We start from the raw sequence: 20,767 nt of genomic DNA on the forward strand, positions 1-20,767 counted from the left end.
GCTTCGATTAAAAATCCGCTTTAAGCAATTGTGTACTGAGATGAGCTAAATGACCAAAATTGAAATCATAATGGCAGATGTTAGGGCAAAAATAGCCACAGTCACTTACCTGCCAGGAACGCGCCTGCCGTCTGTGCGCGCCACTGCCAAACATCACGGATTCTCGCCCTCTACGGTGGTAGAAGCTTATGAGCGACTACAAACAGATGGCATCATCGCCTCTCGCCCCGGTGCAGGCTTTTATGTCTGCGACATCACAGCGCCCCTGTCTTTGGCAGCAATAGGGCCAAATCTGGATCGAACCATAGACCCATTATGGGTATCGAGACAGTCTTTTGAAACGACGAGTGAAGCCTTAAAACCTGGTTGCGGCTGGTTACCGCCTGATTGGTTATATGTAGAAGGCATGCGCCGCGGTTTACGCTATGTAGCCAAAGCAGATACTAGAGTAATCAGCGAGTATGCCTCGCCATTAGGATTGTTAGAGCTGCGCCAGTTATTGACAAGGCGTATGGCGGGCTTGGGTATTGAGGCAAAACCCGCACAGGTGATATTGACAGAATCTGGCACTCAGTCGATAGATCTAATTTTTCGCTTTTTATTGATGCCTGGTGACACCGTTGTGGTGGATGATCCTTGCTACTTTAATTTTCATGCCTTACTGCGAGCGCATCGGGTGAACGTTGTCGGTGTGCCCTATACACCAACTGGTCCAGACGTTGATGCCTTTGCATCGGTCTTAAACGAGCATAAACCCCGCCTTTATATTACTAACGCCGCCATCCATAATCCCACTGGTGCAACCTTAGCGCCAGCGACGGCATATCGGGTATTACAGTTGGCACAAGCAGCTGGGTTATACATCATTGAAGATGATATTTTTGCCGATTTTGAGAACACACCAGCGCCTAGACTGGCGGCGTTGGATGGGTTATCAAAGGTGTTTTATATTGGCAGTTTTTCTAAAACCTTGTCAGCGTCCATGCGCTGCGGCTATATCGCTGCACCTAATGAATGGGTAGAGAGCTTATTGGACTTGAAAATAGCCACAGGTTTCGGCGGCGGTCAACTAGCAGCAGCGGTTGTATTGTCTGCACTGACGGATAGCGGCTACCGTAAGCACATGGCGGCGCTTCATACTCGCTTAGCACGCGCCCGCGCCCAAACAGTGCCTCGCTTGACCAAACTGGGTATTGTGCCTTGGCTGATACCGCAGGCAGGCATGTTTCTTTGGTGCAAATTGCCTGATAATAATAGTGCCGCAGCGTTAGCAAACCACTGCTTAGCACAAAGCGTGATCTTGGCTCCAGGAAATACGTTTAGCCAATCCAAAAATGCAGAAAGCTTTATGCGTTTTAATGTCGCCCAAGCAAACGATGCCAAAATATTTGAGGTATTGGCACAGGCATTAAACTAACGCTCACTTGGCGGCTGTTATGCCGCACCACTCACACTATCATTAAAGGTTTTGACAATCAGATTCGCGCATTGTACAGGCGCTTCCATTGGCAAAAGATGCCCATTGTCTGATAACTCAATAATTTGTGTGGTTGGAACCAGATTTTTCCAGACTTTGCGAACTTTTTGGCTAATAAAGATAGAAGGCTTGCCCATAAGAATAGTATAGGGAAGCGCTATGTTATTAAGCGTCTTTAGTGCGTCGTTGACGAATGGCGTGTCAAAGTAGCTTGCCAGCTCTTGCTCAGGCGTGAACAGTAAGCGATATTTCTGCTCTTCTTGAACAAGGCTGTTTTTTGCGAAAACGTAAAGATGGTCATCATCAATACGTTTGAAGGCACGATGTGCTCGCAGATAGTCATAATACACTTCAATACTTTGCCACTCTGCTTGCTTAGCGAGTGTACTTTTAAATGGCTCATGACTTATTTTTAATTTGGCTGGCATCAAATCCATCATAAGCTTTTGCGGTTTGGTAAACGTCACCGGCTCTATCAAATACAGCTGTGAAAACAGCTCTGGGCGTTTGGCAGCAGCGATGGCTGTCGCAGTTGCGCCTTGAGAATGACCAATACCCACCACCGGCTTATCTTGTGTTTTCTCCAAAAAATCAATCAACATATTTGCATCTTGCTCACGGGTCAGCTTTTTGAGCGTTGGCAAATCTTGCCAATATCCACGCATGGCCAGACTACTGAGCTCGAAGCGCTCACTGAGCCTGCTTAATAGCGGTATATAAACCCCCGTCGCAAAACCATTACCTCCATAAAAATGTGCGGGTGTCGACTTGGCATCTTTTGCTTTTTGCCCTAAGTCAGACAGATCATAATATCGGGCGTTTTTGCCATTTATATTAATAATACGTTCGAATGTTTGCATAGTACGGTTCTTATTATGGGATAAGTAGTTAAAAATATTTTGAGTACAGACGTATTCATTAAGGCCAAAAGGTTTATTGAAGCCAACGATCCAGTGCTACTGGTATTAACGTTTTGTTTTGAACTTTGTTTAGAAATATAGCATAAAAAAACTGGCTATCATCCTATCAGTAAAAATACTCCCACTCTCATTTAACAAAATACTGTTGCATTTTTTTGATAATGATATACGATTCATATACATTTCGTATATTAGGAATTTACCATGGGTATCGTAAAAATCGATGATGATTTACATGAAGAGATTCGCAAAGCGAGTACTGTGATGGTGCGATCAATCAACGCCCAAGCTGAGTATTGGATGAAGATAGGTATGCTTGCTGAGGCCAACCCCACCTTGTCGTATTCCCAAATTATCAATAAAGAGATGAGAAAAGCAGATATCAACATAGGAAATCTTATCGATGGCTAACATCATTTTAAAAACACCTGAAGAATTGGCAATCATGCGTAAGTCTGGACGCCTACTCGCCTCTGTTTTTGACTATCTCGATAAAAATATTATCGTTGGCACCTCTACGATGGAGATTAACGATCTTGCTGAGCGTTATATCATCGATCAACTAGGCGCACGTCCAGCGAGCAAAGGTCAATATGGTTATGAGTATGCGCTAAATACCTCCGTCAATAATGTCGTCTGCCACGGTATTCCTTCAGACAGTCAAATACTCAAATCAGGCGATATCGTGAATGTGGACATCACTTTAGAACAAGGCGGCTTTATCGCAGATTCGAGCAAAATGTATCTAATCGGCGAGGTTTTACCACTAGCAAAACGTTTGGTGGATAAAACCTACGACGCCATGTGGGAAGGCATACGGATGGTAAAACCGGGAGCAACGCTTGGTGATGTTGGTCATGCGATTCAGACTTATGCTGAAAAACATGGGTACTCTATCGTAAAAGAATACTGTGGACATGGCATTGGACGTGAGATGCACGAAAAACCAGAAGTGCTGCATTACGGACATGAGGGAAAAGGTTTAGTGCTAGAAGAAGGCATGACCTTTACGATTGAACCCATGATCAATCAAGGTAAGGCCAAAGTTAAAACGAAAAACGATGGTTGGACTGTGGTTACAGGTGATAAAAAGTTGTCTGCACAATGGGAGCATACCATTGCGGTCACATCAGATGGTTATGAAGTGCTTACGCTTCGAGAGGATGAGCGTGTGTAGATAATGACTGAGATAGACGTTTAAATTTGAATTATAGATCTCTTGTAAAAGCATTCCCTCACCGTCTAGCATTACGATGTTTAGACATGGCTTTTACAAGAATTCTATCTATTATTCATTAGAATTTATAACGCTGACCATCGTTCGGCACCAGTACGCGCTGCTTATCCAGATGCTTTTCTTCAATAAAGCGGCGCAGTTCTGCTTTGGTGAGCGTGGCATGATTGACGGTATCCATGTGTATACCAATAATTTTGGCGTCAGGCGCAAATTGATATGCGCGATATAAGTCATCTTTACCCATAATGATAGAATCATCAAAAGTTGTCAGTTTTGCATACCCAGTGTTAAGAATAACGACATCAGGTTTGTAGCGATTAAGCGCATTCTCTACTTGCTTATTCCAAATCGTATCACCTGCTACTTACACGGTTTTGTAGTTAGGTCTTTGGAACACCATGCCCATTGTTCGACCAAGTGATTGCGCAAGTGCTGGAACTTGATACATTGCATTAGTACCATGCTGACCGATGGTTTTATGAATTCTCGTTCCTTTAAACACAATGCCTTGTTCTGTTAATACTCTGACATCGGTAAAGCCATCTTTACGCACGATGACAGCATCCGCTTCATCTTGAGTAAAAATCGTCATATCACGAGGGACTATGTTGCGTGCAGCTGGATCCCAATGGTCAGCATGTAGGTGCGTCAAGATAATGGCATCTGCCTTTAGCACATCTTCAACAGACAGAGGTAGGTCGACCATTGGATAGCGAGTCTCACTATTTACTGTATCTGCAAATCCTGGATACGCGTTTTTAGAAGCGAGCATCGGATCAACCAAAAACGTAGTATTTTCATAACCAAGCTTAATGGTTGCATTACGGATTTGCTGAAATTCAACCGTGTGATTAGCCGTCTGTTTATTGACATTAACATCAGTCGTAGGACTGGCAAATGTGCTACATGCTGTTAAAAACATTACGCCACTTAGAAGTGTGGTACTTGTTAAAAATTTCGATATTTTCATAATCTGCTACCCTGTTAATGAAATGCTTATTGCTGAGTCTGTTTTACGGCTTCATGAGAGTTTGATTAAACCTTCAGAATTAACGCGCAAGCCATGTTTGCGTATCAACTACTTCGCCATACATAAACTCGAAGGCCGCCATAATAGTGGCATGAACCTGTACTGCAGGCACTTGGGTATCATTGAACTCTAAATCCATCGTGGCACAAGCATCTTCAACCGTGGTGACACCATAACCATAATCAAAGGCAGCGCGAACGGTAGCATCCACACACATATGGCTCATAGCACCCATCACGGTAATGTCTTTGATACCTGCGTTATCAAGTATGTCTTTAAGTGGCGTATTGCGGAATGAATTGGGATAGTGCTTCACGATGACGGTTTCATCGTCTACTGGCTTTACCCTCTCGTTGATCTCTACACCCTTGCTATTAGGCGTGAAGATTGGTGCCTCAGCAGATGGCATCTCGTGACGCACATGAATGACGGTATGACCCTTTTGTCGGGCCGACTCAATCACCAAAGCTGCATTAGCAGTGGCTTCTTCAATACCAACAAGTGGCAATTTACCTGCTGGAAAATACTCATTTTGGATGTCTACAACGATAAGAGCTTGTGTGCTCATGATTATTCCTCTTTTTTATGAAAGTAACTGTATAGGCGTACAGTTTACAAGTGCTGTGCTACACTAACGAGTGGCTGCATCGACACATAAGAGGTTAATAACGACATATGACACAAAAAGAACCTATAGAAATCGGATTGGTGATTTATGAAAAGGCACAAATGGCAGCCGTACTTGGCTTGACTGATTTACTGATCATTGCCAGTAAAATTGCTGCCAAACGTCATGACAATGCAGCCCACTCCTTACAAGTGAGTCATTGGGAAATACAAAATACTAGGCAGCAACCGACACCTAGCTTTTCTAGCAATTCAAGTGTATTCGGAAAAATTTCCGCCATCATTATTCCGCCTACGTTAGAGGAGCCTATTGGTGTAGAAGCTGCAAAGCCTTGGCTAACGTGGCTTAAAGAACAACATTCAGAGGGTGTCATACTGTGTTCTGTGTGTGCTGGTGCTTTTTTACTGGCTGAAACAGGATTACTTGCCAAACGCAAGGCGACCACACATTGGGGTTATGTAGAAAGCTTTGACCGTCGTTTCCCCGATGTGGAACTTGATATTGATCGTATTATTATTGAAGATGGTGATATTGTGACAGCGGGCGGTGCAATGGCATGGACAGACTTGGGTTTAAGAATGGTAGATCGCTTTCTTGGATCGCAAGTGATGAATGAGACTGCTCGTGCACTATTGATTGATCCTTCAAGACGTGAACAATGTTATTACAGTGCGTTTTCTCCAATACTCACCCATGGTGATACTGCCATATTAAAGGTACAACATTGGCTGCAAAAAACTGAGGCCCAAGATATTGATTTATCCACACTTGCAAACTGTGCGCAGTTAGAGGAGCGTACTTTTTTACGTCGCTTTCATAAGGCCACGGGCATGACCTCAACCGAATACTGTCAGCGATTGCGCATTGGTAATGCCAAAGACTTTTTACAGTTCTCGTTGCTGGCCGTTGAACAAATTGCGTGGAAAGTTGGCTATAGTGACGTCAGCGCGTTTCGTAAGATATTTAAACGCATCGTTGGATTGACGCCAAGCGAGTATCGTCAGAGATTCAATACAAATCAATAGATTAAAGTAAAAAATAAGTAGAAAAAAGCCTCCTTTACGCTGAGGTAACGGAGACTTGTTTTTAGACAGTTATTTAAATGGTTACTTGATTGGATCACTCGTCATATTAAAGCCATAGCTTAATGAATTATTTTCATAGATGCTAAAAACTAAATCCAACATTTAAATTGACCCGTGACAGCCATTTATCACTATTTTCAGACGTCGTTGACGTAAAGCCTGTGCTATTAGTCGCACCCCCAATGATATTAGCGTTCTTACCGTAAGTATGGTCTAACCAAACCAAAAACGGCGGCGCAATGAACATCAAACCTATGGTATTCATTTGTGAGTCAGACCAGTCATCATGATGTTTTTTAAGATAACTGTAATCGTTATATACTTTGACCGCTTTTAGTGCCCCCATGTCTTTCATCGGAATGGTATATGCCAAATTCACACTACCCACCGTTCCTTCTGAGGCAATAAAATAGGCTGGCGTTAATCCATTTGCCCCCATCAATGTCATACTATCATCAACCCCGCTAGGATTTTTGGCATCATAGTCATAATGAATAAGCGAGCTTTGAACATTGAACTTATCGAAGTTATTATTAGCGTGAAGACCAACTGCATAATAGTTGCCATCATCGTTGGTCAGACCATTCTCTAGCTGCGAATAAGCACCTGATACACCAATCTCCTGCTTGCCTGCTGTCGTTTCAAACTTACGAGCGATACGCGCATTGACTTGGTTTTTCTTCTCGTTCTCATATTGACTCATGGACGGGAACGTATTGTCCAACTCGCTATAAGCACCGCTTTCAGGAGAATACCGCAAATCTTCTGCCAACATTTCAGGATAATATCCAAGCTTTACGTCCCAATCTGTACTTTCATGATTTAGATTTATACCAGGAGCAATATTGTTACCGTAACCCAAAAAGAAAGGCAGATGATAGGTCCAACCATTTTGAGGGTAAGGATAAATCGCAAAAGGCTTATACACCAAACCTGCCTCAACACTGTTTTGCTCATCGACGTTATAACCAACGTACGCCTTCTCGATTGAGGTTTTATCATCGTCTTGAAAGATATAACTACTATTTAAATAAAAATCATCATATTTTCCGTCCACATCCAAGCGAAAAATATCAAAATCAGGGTCGCCTAAGCCAGAGTTGTACTTATCGTCTCCCCAGCTCTGATAACGCTGGTTAAATCTAATGACACCGCCCACATTCAACGCTTTGCTGCCATCCTCGCTTTTTAGTTCAATGACTTTGGCTTGAGCACTGGTGATTGTTGGTAGCCATAACACTGGGGCTAATACCATGAACGATTTGAAAATTAGTTTGGTCATGACACATTCCTATTATCCTATGAGTAAAAATCCTTTTTATACAACCAACCGATAGCAATACTTAATACAATTTCTTTTGCGGTGGCCCTGCGAACTTGAGCGGACCGATCGCATTCATATTGACCTCAACCAGACATATGCCGTCTTGTTTCATAGCCTCATTAATCTTGATATCAAACTCTTCTAAAGAGTTGGCTTTGTAAGACTTACAGCCCATCGCTTCACCAAGCGCGACAAAAGAGGGCGTGTGCAGCTCGTTATAGTATTGTCTGCCATCAAAGTACTCTTTTTGAATACCACGCATGACGCCATAACCTCCGTCGTTCATCACCAGTAAAACCATATTGGCGTTCTCCTGTATGGCTGTGGCAATCTCGCCTACACCCAACATCAAACCACCATCACCTACTAGTGCCACTGTTTTCTTATCTGGATTGGCGATTGCCGTACCAATACCATGTGATAGACCTAAGCCAATCGCACCTGCCAAAGAATGAATGTTCTGTAATGGCTTATTGACTGGAAACAATCGACTGCCCCACGTGCTGCCCGACATCGTAATGTCTCTCACCAATATGCCGTCTTCTGGTAAGGCTTTACGCAGCAAGTAGCACAGATCAGCATACGGCCCTAGCTGAGTCTCTAGTGCATCAATGGCAAAGTCTTTAGCTGCTTCGATGCGCTGATCATAGTCGCTATCGGTTTTATCAGTATTCCCTAGCTGCTGAATCACGCATTGTAAAAAGGCTTTTGCTTCAGCACAAAAAAAGTGTTTGACCGAGTAATTCCTTTGCTGCGCCATTGGGCTTGCGTCAATCTGTATTAGGTTTTCTGGGAATTTTAGTGAGTAGGTCTTTGTCTCATTACTACGTAAGCGAGAGCCAATAACGATACAGGCATCACTCTCTGTGATAAGCGCTTCGACTGCGGATGAGTTATGAAACGCATTTAAGCTTCTTGGGTGAGCGTCTGGCAATACACCGCGTGCATGAGTGGAAGACACGACAGGTATACCCATATCAGCCAATTTTTTGATCTCATCACTCGCTTCGATACAGCCGCCGCCTATCCATAAAATAGGATTTTTGGCAGATTTGATTTGTTCAGCTACAAAATCCACAGCTTGCTTAGGGGCGTCAGGCAGTTGCATGGCACCGACATACGACAATTCAGTCGGTAGCTCAATCGTCGTTGCTTGCACATCAATCGGTATCTCAATACTGACAGGGCCTTTAGGTATAGTCGTCGCTACCCGAATCGCTTCTCTCACCATGCCAACTGCATGCTCAGGACTCAAAATTCTAAAAGCCGCTTTACTACTGGATTTTAAGTAACCAAGCTGATCAGCCGCTTCATGGATAAAACTTGCATCACGATCCAAGTATTCTTTTTCGACTTGTCCTGTAATATGAATCACCGGGCTACCCGCGTTACAGGCTTCAACCAAAGAACCAATGGCATTCCCTGACCCTGCACCTGTACTGGTAATGGCCACGCCCAATCCTTTAAATCGAGAGTAGGCATCTGCCATATTGACGCAGCCCGCTTCTCCGCGTGAGCAGATAAATCTGATTTTATTCCTTCGACCAATGGCATCGGCAATCGGTAGGTTGTGAATAGAAATCAAGCCAAAAACATCGCTCACACCATGCTCTTCTAAGACTCTCGCTACTACTTCACCAACGGTCACTGTCGTTTTTATGCTGGTTGTTTTCGTGGTTGTCATAATCTCATCCCTGTCTATAGGTATCATCTGATTGCTTAATAAACATGTTAAACATGGTTTTTTGGTACATGGTTTTTGGTACATGGGTACTTGCTATATAGTTATTTAGTACATAGCTATTTGGTTTCGCACCACGGGTTTGGCGTTTCATCGAGGTTCAAAAATATGCTTTTTGTTTGCATATAATCCAAAATACCCAGACGTCCTTTTTCTTTACCGACGCCACTTTCTTTATGTCCACTAAAAGGCGTGGCTATAGAAAATTTCTTGTACGTGTTGATCCATATCGTTCCAGCTTCAAGGCGCTTTGCCATATCAAGCGCTTTGCGGTAATCCTCTGTCCATATGCCAGCGGCAAGACCATAGACACTCTGATTCGCTTCAGCCACCAATGCGTCTTCATCACTGAATGGCATCACAACTAGTACGGGGCCAAATATCTCTTCTTGGCAAACTTGGGCTTGGTTGGTTAACCCTGTAATGATGGTTGGCGCGTAGTAAGAACCTTTATCAAAGTTTTCGCCAGTGAGTTTGTAGCCGCCAGTCACGACATTACCGCCCTCCTCTTTAGCCATTTTGACGTAGTCATCAACCGTATTAAGATGCGCTTCACTAACTAAAGGCCCCATTTGTGTGTTGGATGCTTCTGGGTCGCCCACGATGATTTTCTTAGTTTTCTCAATCAAAGCATCTAAAAACTTGTCGTAAATACTCTGATGAATAAACAGTCTTGAGCCCGCAATACAAGCTTGGCCCGATGAGCTAAAAATGCCGTAAATCACACCGTTTACTGCGATATCAACGTTAGCATCTTCAAAGACAATCGTAGGGGATTTACCACCCAGCTCTAAGGACGTAGAAATAAGCTTTTCAGCTGCCACATGCGCTAAGTGTCTACCCGTACTGGTACTGCCAGTAAAAGAGATTTTTTGTACCAGCGGATGTTTGACAATCGCTTCTCCAACGACAGAACCCCTACCTGTCAATACACTAAATAAGCCTGCTGGCAAGCCGGCCTCTTCAAGTATCGTCGCCAGCTCAAGGGCAATAAGAGAGGTTGCTTCAGCAGGTTTTAGAATGACAGCATTGCCCCCTGCTAATGCAGGTATAATTTTTTGTATCTCTGACGCAATTGGAGAGTTCCATGGTGTGATCGCGGCAACGACCCCTAACGGCTCATAAGTGGTGAACGTCAAGACAGATTTGATGCGCTGATTGGTCAGCTCGTTGTCTAAAGTCTCAAGACAACTGGCGATATACCGAGTCGTGGCGATCGCACTATTTACCAGACCCATGGTTTCAGAGATCGGCTTACCGTTATCTCGGGTTTGCAATTTGGCTAAAAATGTCTTTTTGTCCTCTAAGAGGTTAGCCACTTTAAATAAGATGGTGGCTTTTTCTGAGGGTAGCGTGTCGCGCCAGTCTGAGTGCCTCCAAGCAGCATCAGCCGCTAAAATGGCTTCATCAACATCATCCAAACTTGCGGTTGATATTTCCGCATTTTCTGAATGGTCGGCTGGATAATAGCTTTTTGTCGGTTTGCCACCACCAAGCTTCCACTTACCAGCGATAAATATTTTTTTCATAAGGTTTCTCACATTAATGGCGCTTTATATTTGTAAGGTTTGGTCGATCTGACAGCACAAGCGCAAAGCACTAAAGGCTGCTAAACTTGAAGTCTTGGGATTTTCGGCTAATGGTAATCCAGTCATACTGATCTCAAGCTTGCCGAACACGCCTTCAGCGGTGATATGATGAATGTTGTGTTCAAGTGCTGGATCAGCAATTAACTCTACCGTTGTATTATCAAGACCAACACCTGCCAGCGCGATGGTGGCAGCAACATTTGAATTGGCTGGGAATAAAGCCGCCGCTTCTCTCGCAGTGCCTGTAAAGAAGACCGTTGCTTTTTTTAAATGATCGTAATCGATAAGCTGATCGGCATGACTGCCCTTCCAGCTGTCGGGCTGCTTTCTGCCTTGATAAACCACACGATCGAGTCCTGCCAAACTTGCTGCATTGATACCATCAATGCCAGCTACGGCACCTGCTAAGATATGGATTTTCACCCCGTTTCTTTGTGCAGTATCAGCAAGTGCTACAGCAAACGTTTCATCGGTAAACACACCGACGGAGACAATGCCAAGCGGGATACATTTTTCCAAGATTTTGATGGCGTGTTCTTTGAGTCCATTTTGGCCTGACATCTCAATGGCCAAATCAGGCATGTGAGTCAAATCATCAACGCAAGTAATCACCTCGATAGATTCGCCTATTTCCGCCTTGATACTGTCTACGCTTTTAGGGCTGGCAACTACCGCTGATAAAACGATATTTTCAGGCAACATCTTATGTACTTTTTTTGCCATTGATCCGTAGCCTATGAACATCACGCTTTTCATGCCTTACTCCTATTTATATCTTTTATATTTCTTTGCTCAAACCACCAGAGACGTCAACCACCGAGCCTGTGGTATAAGAGGATAACGGAGATGCCAAAAACAACAGTGCATAAGCCGCCTCCTCTGGCTTGCCTAAACGGCCAAGTGGAATCTGCTTCTTGGCAGCGACATGAGCTGTCCATTCTTGCCAGTTTTTGCTTTTGTCTGATCGTTCCTCAAAACGTCTGCGCCACTGTCCAGACTCCACCAACCCAATCAATATAGAGTTGACTCTGATGTTTTCTTTGACCAGCTCATTAGCGAGGTTTTTACTTAGATTCAATAAGCCTGCTCTGGCAACTGAGGTTGCGACCATGTGAGTTTCTGGCTTTAGACCCAGCAAAGAGTTCACATTGGTTATCGATGCAATATCGGACTGCTTTAGATGTGGTAACGTCGCATTAATCATATTGACCACGCTAAAAACTTTTAACTTAAGCTCATGGACCCAATCTTGCTCTTCGGTGGCAAAAAAATCTGCCACTTTGCCTTGTCCGGCGTTATTCACAAGCATGTCAATTGCACCAAATTTTTTGATCACTAACGCGACATAATCTGCTACTTGCTCTTTGTCGAGCACATCACAGTGATGAACGAACATCTGATTTGCATCGTATTCTGTACTCAACGCGTCAAAGGTTGATTGAAGTTTCTCTTGGTTTCTACCACACCAGGCGACTTTGGCACCTTCTGCTAGGAATAGCTTGACCAATTCAAGTCCTATACCAGAGGAGCCACCAGTGATGATGACTACCTTATCTCTTACTTTAAAACTCATAAATCATCACCTTGAATGATTGATAAAAGGACTTGGTTAAAACGCGCTGGCTGATCCAAGTACGATAAATGACTGGCTGCATCGATAGCATGCAACGAGATATTTTTATGCCGCGCTGCAATCTCAAACATAATCTTGGGTGTGGTGATACCATCCTCAGTGCCATAGATTAAGTCGACAGGTTTGTCTATCTTTGCTAGATAATGGTGAATACTGTCATGTGCCAATAACCGTGATGACTTTTCAAACCCTTCTATCGTAATGCGTTCCATTATTTTTTCGAGCAGCGCGACCTTGTCCTCACTGGCGTCAAATAATAAAGCGCTACTCCTTTGCCTTGCCATCTCCGCGCCGCCAAGTGTCCTTAATAGTTTTGGACGCATCTTGGCAACCTCATCTTGCTTTACTGCCTCAAACTCTCCGTAGCCTTGAGCGGGATTGACCAAGATCAGTTTATTTACCTTAGCTGGGTATTTGGAGGCAAAACCTGCGGCGATAAGCGCACCTAAGGAATGCCCTATGAGATGAATACGATCGATATTTTTTGATTCGAGAAGCGTCAATAGCCGCTGGCTGTAATCAAGCGCAGTGGGCATCTCTTGTTCAATTTGCTCACTCTTACCATATCCAGGCGCATTCCACGCTAAAACAGAAGCGTGAGTTGCCAAGGCGTCTACTTGGTTTGACCAAGAATCAGAACCTGAGCTGATACCGTGTAACAAGACAATCGTCTCCTCACCCAGCCCATCATTTTGAATAAACTCAATACGACTGATGGAGTCATATTCTTTGTCAAAATTTCTCATACAGATTCCCTTATGTATCCAAAAATCAGAGCCGATTCATCTCGTGACCATTGATGAAGCAAAGACGTGTTCGCAAGACCTAACGTTTAATCTTAGACAACGGATGGTCATCTGGGTAAGTCGGAATGACAGGTTTTGGATTACCAATCATGACGCACATCAGCGCATCTTCTTGCGTATGATTTCTAAGCCCTCTATAAACATTGGGCGGTACTGAGATCAAATCTCTATAATTCAAAACCAAAGAAGTTTCTTCACCGTTCTCTTCTACCGTCAACTCAATGGAGCCGCGCAGCATGAAGAAGACTTCTTCAGCATCTGTATGCACATGCGGTGGGCCTTCACACCCTGCTGGTAACAACATTGTCGAAAAGGTAAAGTTTTCAGCTGGCACGGTATTGCTATCTCCAGAAATACCAGTCGCCCCTGTTCCCATATAGCGCATTTGAGCGCGTCTATATTTAGGATCAAAATCTGCTTGAAACTTCAGCGCACTAAAGTCGTACTCGCGATTTTCAAATCTTGCGACACGGGTTGATATCCAATCTTTTAGCGTACTGCCTTCTGGTCTTTTCCAAGTTTCAGTGTTTTTAGTATTCATAACTGTACTCCTTGTGGTTTCACTCACTATTTAATCGGTTGATTTAACAAAATTTTGTGCTGTTTACGCTCTTTCTTTTTACATCTAGTATTTCTTAAGCAATGGCACTAAGAAGAAAGACGATACGATAGCCACACCAGCTAAGAACATGATTCCATAGTCAATATTGCCTGTATAAACAACAATATAGCCGATGATCACGGGTGCTAAGGCACTACCAAAATTCCCAAATCCATTAAAAATACCGCCTGCAGTCGTTGCCACTTCTTTTGCTGTGGTATTGGCAAGTAGTGCAAAAATGGCAGACACATTAAATCCCCATAAGAAAGCACTGGCAGACATAAAGATGAGGACATTCACCACGCTTTGTTGATAAATTAATAAGAACATGGTGACGCCAGCGCCAAACAAACCACCAAAGACTTGCAGTGCTCTTCTGTGCGGATATCTGTCTGAATTAAAGGCACCAATGATTTCGCCTACGAGCATGGCTAAGAAGGGAATCATGGACAAAGTACCAAACTGCTTTAAATCAAAGCCTTTTGCTTCTATTAGGTAAGTTGGTATCCAGCTGTTGAGACCCCATAAGTAGGCCAACGTCCCGACATTGAAAAAGGTAACCAACCAAAACGGCTTACTGCTTAACAGTTTTGTGAAGTTTGTTTTATGGTCAACGCTCTTTCTATTCGCTTTCACATACGTAATACCCTTTAAGCCAAAAAACACGAGGATTAATAAGAATATGGTGATAAACGACATGAAGAAGAAGGTGGCTTCCCAGTGGTAGTTTTGTAGAATAAGCGCGGTCAGTGGAAATCCAAGCGCCGCACCCAGCGGTGTACCCAATAAGAATAAGGTAGACGCACGTGCCTGCTCAGATTCTGTATAGTTTTGCTTAACAATGCTGTAGCAGAGTGCCAGTAACGGCCCTTCAGCAATGCCAAGTAACACACGGTAGAACAAGAGCATGTAAAAATTATTGGTCAAACCCATCAGGAGCATCAACACGCCCCAACTGGCAATACCGCACAGTAGGATTTTTTTTGGTCCAAAAATATCACCCACAAAGCTAAGAAAAACGGATGAGAGACCATAGGCCAATAAGAAGATACTCATCAACCAGCCCAGTTTGGTTTTATCGCCTGCAATCCCAAAGTCAGACAAAAAAGCAGGATCTGAGAAAAGGACAGCGATACTAATTTTGTCAAAAAATGCCAGTATCACTGTTATCATTAATACAATGGCGGGTAACCAGTATCTAAAACCACCCGGTCTATTTCTTTTTGCGCCTACAGCATCAACATTGTCTACGGTTATATCCATTTCTATCATCCTTGAGAATTGACTTAAGATTTGATGATGCAATCAATGATTGAATAACATTCAAATCGTCTAGTAGAAGCGTCTTTCCTATTCAAAAAATAGCACTGCATGTATAAGGGTCTATTTTCTGTGATTAGCTATTTGGGTTTTATCTTCATAAGATTGAATGACTGGTCTTTTAGCATATCTGGATCAAGTGGCCATTCTGCCTTAATCCACCTTTTGGCCATTTTGACAATTTTGTTGTTGTTGACGGCGACTAGGTAACGCAGTTTTTTCTCTTGATCGAGATAAAAAAAGCAGTAATCTCCCTCTTTATCTGCTCTAACCACCAATTGACAGTGGTCGATATCGACAGGTGAACCTAATATTTGAATGTTTTTATCGTATTGATCGGACCATAACCATGGTGTCTCTTCATAAGGTACCTGCTGAGAAAGCATAGACTGGGCAGCAATAACACCTTGATGTTGAGCATTTGACCAAGATTGAATACAGAATCCCAAACTGGGGTGAATCGCCACATCGCCTGCCGCATAAACATTAGGATCACTGGTTTGGCAGTATTTATTAACGACAATGCCATCACTCGTTTCTAACCCTGATACTTCAGCAATCTCTTTATTGATATGCGCTCCTGTGCCCAAAAACACCAAGTCATAGACAGCCGTATCGGTGTCATTGCTAACGTGGATGCTGACGCTTTGATCCTCATCTGATTGATTTAAGTCAAGGTGTTTACAAGACAGTCTGATATGGACGCCTTGCTGCTCATGAAGCGCTAATAAATAATCTGACACCTCTTGACTCACGCTTCTGGCGCACAATCTGTCATTCATCTCATATAGGGTCACGTCGATATTTCTTTTGGATAAAGAAGCGGCGACTTCTAAGCCGATCCAGCCACCACCGATAATGCCGACCTTTTTTATATGGTTGAGTTTTTCCTCAATGCGCAGACTGTCCTCAATATTGCGAAGGCTGACAACATTGTGAAAAGAAGACCATTCTTTAACAGGGATTTTTGCCTTACTGCCAGTAGCAATCAATAACTTATCGTATGGAATTGCTTGGTCAGTATTGGTATAGACCTTCTTATTCTGACGATCGATGTGAGTCACTTTGACTGGCTTTAATAACTCAATATTGAACTCATCGACAACCTCATCCTTAAAAATCTTTAAGGACTCGTGAGTAGCTTCACCCAATAGCACTTGTTTGGATAAAGGAGGACGTTCGTAAAAGGCATGATTTTCATCACCTATAATTGTGATGCGACCTGCATAACCTTCAGATCTTAAGGTTTTTGCCGCCCATATTGCGGCCTGACCTGCACCAATTACGACTATCTGATTCATGGTAAACCTCCTTGTTTGTGTGCCATCTCTTTCCATATAACTCATGTAGCTTTGTTCATTCACATGTTATTGATTTGCCGTCTCGTGGTGTCATCAATACCACCCTCGACTGCCCACTCTGTAAACAAATCCAGCGAGTAATCATAATGACGAGCTTGCCACTCGGGTGTTAAGTAATCGTCGTTGGTGTAGTATTCAAATGCCCCGCCAAATGGTGAATGGACATACCAAAAGTACGCGGAGGACACAGGATGGCGACCAGGGCCGATAAACGAATCCCATTTTTTTCGGTTCATGTGCAGGCCGCCGCCGATGACTTCGTGGATGTCTCGCACGATAAATGCCACATGATTTAAACCGGGCGTTTCTCTATTAGGTAGCTTTAATAAGAACAAATTGTGATGCCAGCCCTCGCCAGAACATCGTAAAAACGCTCCTCGATTGTTATAAGCATCCGACAGATAAAAGCCTAATTTGTTTTCGTAAAATGTTTGTGCTGCTGCAAGATTGGGGCTAAAGAGAACAACATGACCCACACCCAATGGCGAGGCTTGTTCATACACTGGACTGGCTTGATTGATTCTATTAATAGAACCATACTGATTGATGCCAGCGCTTGCTTTATCGAGGCTGGTTTGCATGACGCAGATTTCAAAAGACAACGTCAGTCCATTTGGATCACAGCAATACAAAATATCGGTCTCTGCTTTATAACCGTCGACACCTTGTAAGCTATCCTTTAGCTTGTCAAAACTCTCTTGATTATCGACTGCCCAAGTCACTTCTCTTAGCGTCGAGCCGTCTTCAAAAGCAGGAGGCAGTCTGGCATCATCTTTATCATAGACATAAATAGCACTACCGTTGTCCATACTAAATTTTGTTGTGCCCTCTATCTCTGAACTGACTGCTTCTAACCCAAAGTCAATTGCAAAGTTTTGGCATTTTTCTCGGTCTTCAACACCGAATTTTAAGGTTTTAATTCCGTTTATCATGTGAAATCCTTATTGGAATGCTTTGGTCACTCGCTGTGACGCAAGCTTGCTAGTTAAATACCATCAGTTAAATACAAAGCCACCATTTACTGGAATGTTTTGACCTGTGACAAATGAGGCCAAATCAGATAATAGATATACTGCAGTACCATCAATGTCTTCTGGATATTGCTTTCTGTTGAGCGCGCGACCATTGACATAATGATCGTGGCGCTGCTTTGGTACATAAGCGGTTGCTTCAACGATGGTAAGGCCTGGCAAAATACAATTAACACAGATGTTGTCTTCACCAAGCTCACGCGCCATGGAGCGAGTCATAGAGATGATTGCGCCTTTACTCGCGGTATAAGCCATCAGGTTTGGCGCGCCCCAAAGCGCGGTATCAGAGGCAATATTGACGATCTTTCCCGCAGTAGAAGCTCTGAGATAAGGAATCAATGCCTTACTCAATAACCACGTGCCTTTGACATTAATCTGCATCACTCGATCCCACAGATTCTCGTCATAATCCATCATGTTTTTGCCGCCAACCCCAGTCGCTAATGCGCCGCAGTTGACTAGGCCATCAATTTGATCATTCTGAGCAATCACGTTATCAACCGTCGATTTGATGTTTGATGCTTCTGCAAGATCTATCTGCCAAGCAGTTGCCTTTAGCCCCTGCTCTTTTAACAAGTTGGCTTGACTATGGACCTCATCTGCCAAGATATCCAACATGACCACGTCTGCGCCTTGCTTGGCACAAGAAGTGGCAAAAGACAGACCCAACCCACGAGCCGCGCCTGATACAACAATTCTCTTATTGAGTAATAGATTGTTCATTAGTGCTAAAACTCCCTTTCAATTTGTATTTTGCTCGTATGCCAGAGTTAAAAAGCAGTCCAATTAAGCGCTGGCCTTCTCTTCTTTTAACTCTTTTGACGCTTGCAGCTGGTTAAATTGTTTCTTACCTTCTTTTTGAAAGATTCTTCTTAAACGAGCAAGCCCCACGTCGTGCTGATACAAAAACTCATGAGCCTGAGCCTGTGGTGCCATATTTTCTAAAATAATTCTGTCTTGTTCTAAGACATCCCAATGCAATTTTTCAAGATAAGTACGGTACATAAAGCGCCACGTATCACGTTGCCAGCCTTGCACTTCACGGCAGCGCCAAAAGAAAACACGGGTATGGTGCTCGTCAATCGGTGTGGCAAAACCAACAATCCAGAAAACACCACCAGGCCCAAAATCTTTCTTATAAGGAATAGACAGTCTTAACCAAGGGCTACCCGTATCGCCATATTCTACCCAGTCAAAATTTACGCCTTTTTGACCTGTTTTTTCGAATACGAAGCCATCTTTGGTTTTTCTGAACTCCATATCAGATTGTTTATCTCCCTCTGACATGGAATGAGAAGTCGCGTGCAAAAAAGCGCCGTGCATTGGATCCATCACATTATCAACGGCATACTGATAATTGACCTTCCAATCAGCCATGCACAAAAAGCTACTCCAATCATCACTTGCTAGCTGTTCTGGTAATTCAAGTGGTGTTGGCGCTTGACCATCTTCTAAACCAAACCATACAAAGACGGCACCATTTGACTCTTCGACTGGATAGCTCCGTACGCAGGTCTGACCTTTCATTGGGCAATCATTCACCGCTGGGACATCGACTACTGTGCCCGTTTTGTCGACTTCTACCCCGTGATACCAGCAGGCAACCTTGTTACCCAGATTCCAACCTAAAGACAGTCTGGCACCGCGATGCGGACATCTGTCTTCTAGTGCATGGACTTTGCCGTCTTCATCTCTCCATAACACAAGGTTTTCACCCAACCGCGTGATACCTACTGGATTCGACTCTATTTCCCAAGAAGACAATACTGGATGCCAGCGATTCCTTAGTCCTAATGACAAATACTCTTCTAATGACTGAAACTGTCTCATCGCCTTATACTCCTTATTTGATGATTTTTTAATATCCCAACCGTGCCATTTCTCGTTCAAACGACTCAGTGGTAAAAGCGCTGCCATCTCCATGAAGCATGCCTTGCTCATTCAGGGAGATGACGACTGCTTCTACAGTCTCAGCACCAGACGAAAATGCCATAACTAAATTTTTTGCTAAAGACAATTCATAGTCTGTCGGCTCATGATCGCGGGTCTGCCAAACCATCAATGTTGGCTGCCCTGGCATTTGAATATTGTTGATACCTGCATCCTTGCTAGGACTGTGTTGCTTCCAACGGATCAAGCTTTCGTTGTATTGCTGCATCCTCTTTCTCCTTTTTGGCGCATTGCTTTAGATTTTTTTAAGCCTTGTCTTGAATATAAATTTTGTCTGCTTCGATTTTTAAAGCGTACGTACATAGGTTGCGATCAGCAGGACCACTCAATAACTTGCCACTTTTGATATCAAAAATAGCCTCATGTAAAGGACACTCTACTGTCTCATCTTCGATAAAACCGTCAGTCAACAAGGCATACGCGTGTGGACACACATTTTCTAGCGCAAAGTAAGCGTCCTCAATCTGAAAAACCCCAATTTTCTTGCCGTTCACTTCTACAGATTTAGGCTCATCTTCATTGATATCTGATAGATCGCATATGGGTAACCAATCCATGTAAACCGTCCTTAGTTTTGTATATGAAACACTGTTTAATGTGTAAAACTTAATATAGCGTAGACTTTCTGCACTTGTCAACTGCAGATTAAATAGCCCATACATGAATAAAATCTATAAAATATTTTTTATAATCAGTTACTTATCTGCAACTACCTGTACTTACAAAGTTTTTATTTATAAAATATTTATAGGTATTTGATGCAAGGCGAGAATAACAGACGTCATTTTTGTAGGAGAAAAACTATCGAATTGACGCAGAAAGGAGGAATGTAACTGAGGTGGATAAAGTCGTTTTATGACCTATAAATTAGTAAATCAGTAGTCGTGGTTTGAACGATTTAGACAACAAAGACGACATTAATGATATGGTTCGGTAGCCGCATGATTGAAACCAATAAACCGCATAACTTGAATGACTGATCTATAGAATTGGTTAGAAAATACTGTTCGCACATGCAGAGGCAGGGAGGATTA

General features: G+C 43.2%; 22 protein-coding genes. 4 read left to right on the forward strand and 18 right to left on the reverse strand.

Features of this window, described 5'->3' with window-relative positions; genetic code table 11:
* The first annotated feature begins 70 nt into the window (after nucleotides 1-70).
* Nucleotides 71-1,417 carry an aminotransferase-like domain-containing protein gene (locus FW759_RS01955; protein WP_446442015.1) on the forward strand — a complete coding sequence of 449 codons (1,347 nt, stop codon included), beginning with the start codon at nucleotides 71-73 and terminating at the stop codon, nucleotides 1,415-1,417.
* Nucleotides 1,418-1,434: 17 nt separating this feature from the next.
* Here the strand turns inward: FW759_RS01955 and FW759_RS01960 are convergent, their stop codons facing one another.
* A complete protein-coding gene (locus tag FW759_RS01960; RefSeq protein ID WP_131397884.1) occupies nucleotides 1,435-2,337 on the reverse strand; it encodes an alpha/beta fold hydrolase in 903 nt (300 codons plus the stop codon).
* A gap of 264 nt (nucleotides 2,338-2,601) precedes the next feature.
* Here FW759_RS01960 and FW759_RS01965 point away from each other — a divergent pair, with 264 nt between their 5' ends.
* Both FW759_RS01965 and map read left to right on the forward strand, forming a co-directional pair.
* Nucleotides 2,602-2,808: a ParD-like family protein gene (locus FW759_RS01965; protein ID WP_062844777.1), complete on the forward strand. Its 207-nt coding sequence runs from the start codon at nucleotides 2,602-2,604 to the stop codon at nucleotides 2,806-2,808.
* A complete protein-coding gene (gene map / locus FW759_RS01970) occupies nucleotides 2,801-3,574 on the forward strand; it encodes a type I methionyl aminopeptidase (RefSeq protein ID WP_446442016.1) in 774 nt (257 codons plus the stop codon). The genes FW759_RS01965 and map overlap by 8 nt, the downstream gene beginning before the upstream one ends.
* 118 nt (nucleotides 3,575-3,692) lie before the next feature.
* Here the strand turns inward: map and FW759_RS01975 are convergent, their stop codons facing one another.
* The 3 genes from FW759_RS01975 to FW759_RS01985 form a co-directional block, all read right to left on the reverse strand.
* Nucleotides 3,693-3,878: a hypothetical protein gene (locus tag FW759_RS01975; protein ID WP_446442017.1), complete on the reverse strand. Its 186-nt coding sequence runs from the start codon at nucleotides 3,876-3,878 to the stop codon at nucleotides 3,693-3,695.
* Nucleotides 3,879-3,998: 120 nt separating this feature from the next.
* Complete coding sequence (locus FW759_RS01980) at nucleotides 3,999-4,604, reverse strand: MBL fold metallo-hydrolase (protein WP_446442018.1); 606 nt, start codon at nucleotides 4,602-4,604, stop codon at nucleotides 3,999-4,001.
* Between the two features lie 79 nt (nucleotides 4,605-4,683).
* A complete protein-coding gene (locus FW759_RS01985; RefSeq protein ID WP_446442019.1) occupies nucleotides 4,684-5,232 on the reverse strand; it encodes a cysteine hydrolase family protein in 549 nt (182 codons plus the stop codon).
* Nucleotides 5,233-5,339: 107 nt separating this feature from the next.
* Here FW759_RS01985 and FW759_RS01990 point away from each other — a divergent pair, with 107 nt between their 5' ends.
* Nucleotides 5,340-6,317 carry a GlxA family transcriptional regulator gene (locus FW759_RS01990; protein ID WP_446442020.1) on the forward strand — a complete coding sequence of 326 codons (978 nt, stop codon included), beginning with the start codon at nucleotides 5,340-5,342 and terminating at the stop codon, nucleotides 6,315-6,317.
* A 142-nt stretch (nucleotides 6,318-6,459) separates the two neighbouring features.
* On the opposite strand, the gene FW759_RS01995 is transcribed toward FW759_RS01990, so the two are convergent.
* From FW759_RS01995 to FW759_RS02060, 14 genes are all read right to left on the reverse strand, one after another.
* Entirely contained in the window at nucleotides 6,460-7,647 is a 1,188-nt protein-coding gene (locus tag FW759_RS01995; protein WP_446442125.1) for a hypothetical protein, read from the reverse strand.
* Between the two features lie 73 nt (nucleotides 7,648-7,720).
* Nucleotides 7,721-9,361 carry a thiamine pyrophosphate-binding protein gene (locus FW759_RS02000; protein ID WP_446442126.1) on the reverse strand — a complete coding sequence of 547 codons (1,641 nt, stop codon included), beginning with the start codon at nucleotides 9,359-9,361 and terminating at the stop codon, nucleotides 7,721-7,723.
* A 140-nt stretch (nucleotides 9,362-9,501) separates the two neighbouring features.
* Nucleotides 9,502-10,971, reverse strand: coding sequence for an aldehyde dehydrogenase (locus FW759_RS02005; RefSeq protein WP_446442021.1), 1,470 nt, complete (start codon nucleotides 10,969-10,971; stop codon nucleotides 9,502-9,504).
* A gap of 24 nt (nucleotides 10,972-10,995) precedes the next feature.
* Nucleotides 10,996-11,787 carry an aspartate dehydrogenase gene (locus FW759_RS02010; RefSeq protein WP_446442022.1) on the reverse strand — a complete coding sequence of 264 codons (792 nt, stop codon included), beginning with the start codon at nucleotides 11,785-11,787 and terminating at the stop codon, nucleotides 10,996-10,998.
* A 22-nt stretch (nucleotides 11,788-11,809) separates the two neighbouring features.
* The gene (locus FW759_RS02015) at nucleotides 11,810-12,604 is read right to left on the reverse strand and encodes an SDR family oxidoreductase (protein WP_446442023.1); all 795 of its coding nucleotides are present in this window, start codon (nucleotides 12,602-12,604) and stop codon (nucleotides 11,810-11,812) included.
* A complete protein-coding gene (locus FW759_RS02020; protein WP_446442024.1) occupies nucleotides 12,601-13,410 on the reverse strand; it encodes an alpha/beta fold hydrolase in 810 nt (269 codons plus the stop codon). Before FW759_RS02020 ends, FW759_RS02015 begins: the two co-directional genes overlap by 4 nt.
* Nucleotides 13,411-13,489: 79 nt before the next feature.
* Nucleotides 13,490-14,011, reverse strand: a complete 522-nt coding sequence (locus FW759_RS02025) for a cupin domain-containing protein (protein ID WP_446442025.1) — start codon at nucleotides 14,009-14,011, stop codon at nucleotides 13,490-13,492.
* An 84-nt stretch (nucleotides 14,012-14,095) separates the two neighbouring features.
* Nucleotides 14,096-15,334 carry an MFS transporter gene (locus FW759_RS02030; protein ID WP_446442026.1) on the reverse strand — a complete coding sequence of 413 codons (1,239 nt, stop codon included), beginning with the start codon at nucleotides 15,332-15,334 and terminating at the stop codon, nucleotides 14,096-14,098.
* 137 nt (nucleotides 15,335-15,471) lie between these two features.
* Complete coding sequence (locus FW759_RS02035) at nucleotides 15,472-16,692, reverse strand: NAD(P)/FAD-dependent oxidoreductase (protein ID WP_446442027.1); 1,221 nt, start codon at nucleotides 16,690-16,692, stop codon at nucleotides 15,472-15,474.
* A gap of 59 nt (nucleotides 16,693-16,751) precedes the next feature.
* Nucleotides 16,752-17,684 carry a VOC family protein gene (locus tag FW759_RS02040; protein ID WP_446442028.1) on the reverse strand — a complete coding sequence of 311 codons (933 nt, stop codon included), beginning with the start codon at nucleotides 17,682-17,684 and terminating at the stop codon, nucleotides 16,752-16,754.
* A 63-nt stretch (nucleotides 17,685-17,747) separates the two neighbouring features.
* Nucleotides 17,748-18,506 (reverse strand): SDR family oxidoreductase, encoded by a 759-nt coding sequence (locus FW759_RS02045; RefSeq protein ID WP_446442029.1) that lies wholly within the window; start codon nucleotides 18,504-18,506, stop codon nucleotides 17,748-17,750.
* Nucleotides 18,507-18,569: 63 nt separating this feature from the next.
* Nucleotides 18,570-19,613: an aromatic ring-hydroxylating dioxygenase subunit alpha gene (locus FW759_RS02050; protein ID WP_443508419.1), complete on the reverse strand. Its 1,044-nt coding sequence runs from the start codon at nucleotides 19,611-19,613 to the stop codon at nucleotides 18,570-18,572.
* Nucleotides 19,614-19,641: 28 nt separating this feature from the next.
* Entirely contained in the window at nucleotides 19,642-19,941 is a 300-nt protein-coding gene (locus FW759_RS02055) for a recombinase-like helix-turn-helix domain-containing protein (RefSeq protein ID WP_446442030.1), read from the reverse strand.
* A 37-nt stretch (nucleotides 19,942-19,978) separates the two neighbouring features.
* Nucleotides 19,979-20,290 (reverse strand): non-heme iron oxygenase ferredoxin subunit, encoded by a 312-nt coding sequence (locus FW759_RS02060; protein ID WP_443508418.1) that lies wholly within the window; start codon nucleotides 20,288-20,290, stop codon nucleotides 19,979-19,981.
* Between the last annotated feature and the right edge of the window lie 477 nt (nucleotides 20,291-20,767).

The sequence above is a fragment of the Psychrobacter sp. 1176_08 genome (assembly GCF_052850615.1).